The following is a 6,268-nucleotide window of genomic DNA, read 5'->3' on the forward strand; positions in this document are numbered from 1 at the left end:
GTAGAAAGGAAATTATTAATATCTAAATATGAACAAAAAGAGATTTGTAATTAAAGTTGAAGATAATAATAGAAAACTTCCAATTGAAGGTGAGCCAAATAGTATAATAGATTTAGTAGAAAATAATAAGGTTAAGCAAAGAAGAATTTTCGATGAAAATGGAAAGGTTATAAAAGATATTGATACTTCAAATCATAATCAGCCTAAGTTTCATCCCATGGGTGCTCATAAACATGTGTACAATTTTGATAATTATAATCATCCTCATGGAAGAAGTGAAGATTTAACGGCTGAGGAAATAGCTCAAAATAATGATATAATTTTTGAAGGAATTAATCATCATTATAATTATGTCAATGATGATATTGATTAAATATAGTAAATAAACTATATATTCACATATACCCAATAAAAATTTCAAAATACTAAAAATTAATATAATAAAAATAGAAGTAAAAAATACCAATTAAACAATTTTGGTATTTTTTTCTTTATATAGTAGACAAATGTATTTAACCCATGTATAATGTAAAAAAACGACATAAAAAGCAATAAAATGATAATATATATTATAGTTTGTTATTAAATAGTCATTGGGGTTATTAATAAAATATAAATATTACAATTTGTAATGAAAAACAATATAATATGTTAATTACAATAAAGCTACAATATATATTTAGAATATTAATTCTTACACAGGGGGTTAAAATATGATTAATATTAAAATTTTAGAAGAATTATCAAATGCATTTGGACCATCAGGATTTGAAGATGAAGTTACAAATGTAATTAAGAAACATTGCAATGAAATGATAGTAGAAAATGATTCTATGAATAATGTTTATGCAAAACTAAAAAATTATGATGGTAATAAATTAGTTGTTATGTTAGATGCCCATACTGATGAAGTTGGATTTATGGTCCAAGCTATTAATGATAATGGATTATTAAGTATTGTTCAATTAGGAGGATGGCATAATACAAACATTCCAGCACATACTGTTTATGTTAGAAATAGATATGGTGAACTTATTAAAGGCATAACAACTTCTAAGCCAGTTCATTTTATGACAGCTAGTGAAAGAAGTAGTAATTCATTAGAAATAGAGAATATTTTTGTAGATGTTGGTGCAAGTAGTAGAGAGGAAGTTTTAGATGTTTTTAATATTAGAGTTGGAGATCCAATAGCTCCAAAAGTTGAATTTGATTTTAATGAAAAAAATGGAGTTTGTTATGGCAAAGCTTTTGATAATAGAATAGGATGTTTTTGTATTATAGAAACATTAAAAGCATTATCTGAAATAAGTGGATTAAATGTAGATGTTGTTGGAGCTTTTGCAGCTCAAGAAGAAGTTGGTACTAGAGGAGCTCAAGTTACATCTCAAGTTGTTAATCCAGATTTAGCAATAGTTTTTGAAGGTTCACCAGCAGATGATTTATATTACTCTAAAAATATATCACAAGGTGCATTAAAAAATGGAACACAAATAAGAAATCTAGATCAAGGTTATATAGCAAATCCTTTATTTAGTAGACATGCAGAGGAAATTGCTGAAAAGCATTCAATAAAATATCAAAATGCAGTTAGACGCGGGGGATCTACTAATGCCGCGAAGATAAGTTTAACTTATAAGGCAGTACCAGTATTAGTTTTAGGTATTCCATCAAGATATGTTCATAGTCATTATAACTACTGTGCTAAAGAAGATATAGAAGCATCAGTATCATTAGCTGTTGAAGTAATAAAAAGTCTTACTGAAGAAGTTATTAATAATATTTTAAGAAAATAATATTAATTAACATTCGAAAAGAATTAGAATTATCTGACATATATGAAGTATTAAACTAGTTTGAGTAGCAAATTTGCTACTCTTTTAATTTTTATAATATAAAATAAATTAAAAGTCATTTTCTTAATGAATACATAATATTAATAAACTAGGTATATTGTTAATTCTATGGGGGATATATGAGATACTTAGTAGAGATAATAATCAATATTGTACTAATTCTTCTTTATGTTATAGTATCAACATTAGAAAATAAAACTATTTCAACAATTTTTTCAATAGTATTAATAATACTATTGATATTCTCACTTTTAAGAATAAGCGTAAATTTAATAAAAGAGAAAAGAAAAAAGAAAATAATTTTTATACTAACAAATATATTTCTAATTATTGTAGTCTCATTATGGAATTATACTATTAATAACTTAGAAGAAATTATAAACGTATTTGGAAGTTACTATATTTCAAATTTAGAGACAGATAATTATAATTCTGAATTTAATGAAATTAATTATAAAGATGTTAAAATATTATATAAAAATAATATAGAAGAAGCAATTCCTTTCTTAAAAGAGTATATAGATAATTCAAAGTATGATTGTGAAAGAATATTTGACGAAGTAAATATCTCATTAACAATAAAATTAGATTATAATAAAGATGTGTTTTTATCTAGGTTTGGTAGAAATATGGATAATCTATCTGCATATTATATTGATTCTCTTAAAACGATTTATATGTATGTTGATAATTCTTATGATATTTTAAATGATAAAAATAATTTTAGTAAAATATTAACTCATGAGATATCACATTATTATTTTTCACAGTTTTTAAAAGAAAATAATATCTTAGCTAAAAATGTACCAGTATGGATAAATGAGGGGATAGCAGATTATATATCTCAGCGTATACAATATTTTAGCTATGATAATTCTGAATTTATTCCATTTAAAAAGCTCTCCAGTGCAAATGATTGGAATAATATAACCTCTGGAAAACAATATATACAAAGTTTTTATTCAATAAATAAAATTATAAGCATGAATAATGAAACTGTTATTAAAAATTTATTACTTGAATTAAAAAATTCTGACTTTAATATAGCTTTTAAAAAAGTGGTTGGTGAAGAGTTTCCTACATTTGAAAATAATATTAAAAATGAAATGCAAAATGTAAAAAATAAAAAAGCCTAATATTAAATCTAATGGTAAAATTTAATATTAGCCTTATTTTTTATACTATGTATAAATTATAGCTATACTAGAAAATATATAAATAGAAATATAATAAATAATATAGCATTAAAATTTATTTAACAATGCATTAAAAATACGATTTTAAAGGAGACTTTATGAAAGATAAATATAAATTAACAAATGGATATTTTAAATTGGAAAATACATATTCAACTCTTCCCAAAAATTTATTTTCATTTCAAACTCCTAGTAAAGTACCTAATCCTAAGTTAGTAGTTTTTAATAAAACATTAGCTCAAGATTTAGGATTAAATGAAGAGTTTTTACAAAGTGATGAAGGTATACAATTTCTGTCTGGAAATAAAGTTTTAGAAGAGACAAGTCCTATTGCCCAAGCTTATGCAGGACATCAATTTGGTCATTTTACAATGTTAGGAGATGGCAGAGCAATTCTTTTAGGAGAATTAATATCAAAGGATAATGAAAGATTTGATATCCAAATTAAGGGTGGAGGAAGAACGCCTTATTCTCGAGGTGGAGATGGGAAAGCATCTTTAGGGCCAATGCTTAGGGAATATATTATAAGTGAAGGAATGCATGGCTTAGGAATTGCAACAACTCGTAGCTTATCTGTAATCACAACTGGAGAAGAAATAATTAGAGAAAATTTATTACCAGGTGCAGTATTAGATCGTATAGCAAAAAGTCATATACGTGTTGGTACATTCCAGTTTGCAAGAAATTTTTGTGATATTAATGATCTTAAATTATTAGCTGATTATACGATAGAAAGGCATTTTAATAATGATAAATATGATAAAAATCCTTATTTATACTTGCTTGATGAAGTAATAAAAAATCAAGCAATGCTCATTTCAAAATGGCAATTAGTTGGATTTATTCATGGTGTTATGAATACAGATAATATGTTAATAAGCGGAGAAACTATTGACTACGGTCCTTGTGCATTTATGGATGTTTATGATCCTAATACTGTATTTAGTTCTATTGATATTAATGGCAGATATGCATATGGTAATCAACCTAAAATTGGAGTTTGGAATTTAACAAGATTTGCGGAATCATTATTACCTTTGTTAGATAAAGATACTAATAAGGCAATTGAAATTGCAGAGAAATCGTTAGCTAATTATGGAACTTTATATAATAAATATTGGGAGGATGGAATGAGAGCTAAACTTGGAATATTTAATTTTGAAGAAGATGATAATAAGCTTATTTTTTCTCTTTTAAACATTATGAAAGATTATAAAGCTGATTATACAAATACTTTTCGTAATCTAACCTTAGAGAATTTAACAGAAGATGAAATATTTAAAAGTGATGATTTTAAGAAGTGGTATAAAATTTGGCAAGAAAGATTAATAAGACAAGAAAAATCTAGTGATGAATCTAGACATCTGATGGAAATAAGTAATCCAACAGTTATTCCACGTAATCATAAAGTTGAAGAAGCTTTATATGATGCAGTTAATAATAATGATTATACCCTTATGAAACAACTTTTAGATGTAATTAAAAATCCTTATGATTATTCAAACATAAATGAAGAGTATTCAAAAACACCTAAGCCTACAGAATGTGCATATAAGACTTATTGTGGTACTTAATTTTTAATTAAGACTCTATAAAAAAGCTAAAAAGTTAGCTAGTGATGAAATCTTATTATATAAGTGAATACTTAGGTGGTAATGGATACTTAAGTGTTTATATAACAGGAATAATCATAGGAAATAGTAAAATACCTCATAAAAAAAGTATTTTTCAATTCTTTGATGGTGTATCCTGGTTAATGCAAATTTTACTATTCTTCTTACTTGGATTATTAGCTTTTCCATCCAAGATACCATCTGTGATGCTTAAAGGTGTGTCGATTTCAATATTTATGATTTTCATAGCAAGGCCAATTGCAACATTTAGCATATTAAGTTGGTTTAAGGTTCCAATTAAGCAACAACTTTTTATTTCATGGGTTGGAATTAGAGGAGCTGCATCAATAGTTTTTGCTATATTTGCTGTAACATATGGGGTTCCTATAAACTATGATATTTTTCATATAATATTCTTCATGGCTCTATTCTCAGTAGCAGTACAAGGTACTCTTATACCTACTGTAGCAAGAAAGCTTGATTTAATTGATGATGAAGAATCTGTTCTAAAAACATTTAATGATTATAAAGAAGATAAAAGCACTAAATTAGTGGAATTTACTATTAGTAATAATAATCCTATGGCTAATAAAAGTATTATGGATGCAAATATTCCTGAAGACATACTTGTTGTTATGGTAAAGCGTAAAGATAAAGTAATAATTCCAAATGGAAATACGGTTATAATGCCAGAAGATATATTAGTTGTTACAGCTAATGATTTAAAAAAATGTAGAAAACATGGTAATAGCATGAAAAATAACAAATAAGTATTATAGTCTTAAAATTAACTATAATAGTGCATTTTTTCTTGAATAATTTTACAGTTGAATAAAAAGTAAACTTTAACAAGCTATTTTTAATGACTCAAAAATTACTTCTATTGGTATACCACTTGCGGCAGATTCGTAAATATATAAAACTTTAGATTTTTCTAAATCCTTTTTAGCAGCTTTATATCCAATGTTAAAGTGATAGGAATTGTTAGAATATATTTTGCAATAAGTATAATTTACTAACATTATTGTTAAATATCTATTGATACTTTTTTCACTTCTTACTTGATAGCTATTTAAACCTAAATATGTTTTACAATCTCTAAAGAACGGTTCAATCGCCCAACGGTCAGTATATTGAGTTAAAGTGTCTAAGGGATTTAAGGTCTTATCCAAAGATATAAAAGCTTTTAATGCTTTATCTTTTTGAAAGGAATCTTTAGGGTAACTTAAAATAATAGAAATATTTTTTCTATCCTTCAGTTTGCCAAGATAATTATAGATATAATATTGTTTTTCTTTAACGGTGACAAGGTCAAAGTCTTCAATATTCAATGATTTAGCAAATTGATGAAGTTTTATTCCTAGTCTTTCATGACCTTCTGGGAAAATAACTCTGTTAGTTTTCAAAGCTCCAATATAACTATAGCCGGCTTTTTCAGAGGAATTAAAAATATCTTTGCAACTATACCAACTATCACACAAAATATAACCTTTATTCTCAGGTTTAGGAAGTGTTGAAATTAAATTTTGAGTTAATTTTATTTTACTCATAAATTCTTTATCGTAGATATCAATTGAATATGGAAGAACTAACCCGCCACACGATA

General features: G+C 25.7%; 5 protein-coding genes and 1 pseudogene. 5 read left to right on the forward strand and 1 reads right to left on the reverse strand.

The features are described from left to right. Positions 1 to 28 precede the first annotated feature (28 nt). The 5 genes and pseudogenes from I2E98_RS10585 to I2E98_RS10605 all read left to right on the forward strand — a co-directional run. Positions 29 to 373: a hypothetical protein gene (locus tag I2E98_RS10585; protein ID WP_195468884.1), complete on the forward strand. Its 345-nt coding sequence runs from the start codon at positions 29 to 31 to the stop codon at positions 371 to 373. Between the two features lie 340 nt (positions 374 to 713). Next, positions 714 to 1,793 (forward strand): M42 family metallopeptidase, encoded by a 1,080-nt coding sequence (locus I2E98_RS10590; RefSeq protein ID WP_195468885.1) that lies wholly within the window; start codon positions 714 to 716, stop codon positions 1,791 to 1,793. 179 nt (positions 1,794 to 1,972) lie between these two features. Beyond that, positions 1,973 to 2,989, forward strand: coding sequence for a hypothetical protein (locus I2E98_RS10595; protein WP_195468886.1), 1,017 nt, complete (start codon positions 1,973 to 1,975; stop codon positions 2,987 to 2,989). Positions 2,990 to 3,147: 158 nt separating this feature from the next. Further along, on the forward strand, positions 3,148 to 4,623 hold the full coding sequence (locus tag I2E98_RS10600; protein WP_195468887.1) for a protein adenylyltransferase SelO: 1,476 nt from the start codon (positions 3,148 to 3,150) through the stop codon (positions 4,621 to 4,623). A 50-nt stretch (positions 4,624 to 4,673) separates the two neighbouring features. Continuing rightward, positions 4,674 to 5,432, forward strand: a pseudogene (locus tag I2E98_RS10605) (cation:proton antiporter); the annotation flags it as partial. Positions 5,433 to 5,507: 75 nt separating this feature from the next. Here the strand turns inward: I2E98_RS10605 and I2E98_RS10610 are convergent. Next, positions 5,508 to 6,268 (reverse strand): transposase (locus I2E98_RS10610; protein ID WP_195468888.1); only part of this gene is annotated, 761 nt, incomplete at its 5' end.

It is taken from the genome of Clostridium sp. D43t1_170807_H7 (assembly GCF_015555905.1).
Lineage (GTDB): Bacteria > Bacillota > Clostridia > Clostridiales > Clostridiaceae > Clostridium.

Bases quoted from the DNA above. Each gene is read 5' to 3' on its own strand.
- I2E98_RS10590 (WP_195468885.1), top strand. From the start codon at position 714: ATGATTAATATTAAAATTTTAGAAGAATTATCAAATGCATTTGGACCA.
- I2E98_RS10595 (WP_195468886.1), top strand. From the start codon at position 1,973: ATGAGATACTTAGTAGAGATAATAATCAATATTGTACTAATTCTTCTT.
- I2E98_RS10600 (WP_195468887.1), top strand. From the start codon at position 3,148: ATGAAAGATAAATATAAATTAACAAATGGATATTTTAAATTGGAAAAT.
- I2E98_RS10585 (WP_195468884.1), top strand. From the start codon at position 29: ATGAACAAAAAGAGATTTGTAATTAAAGTTGAAGATAATAATAGAAAA.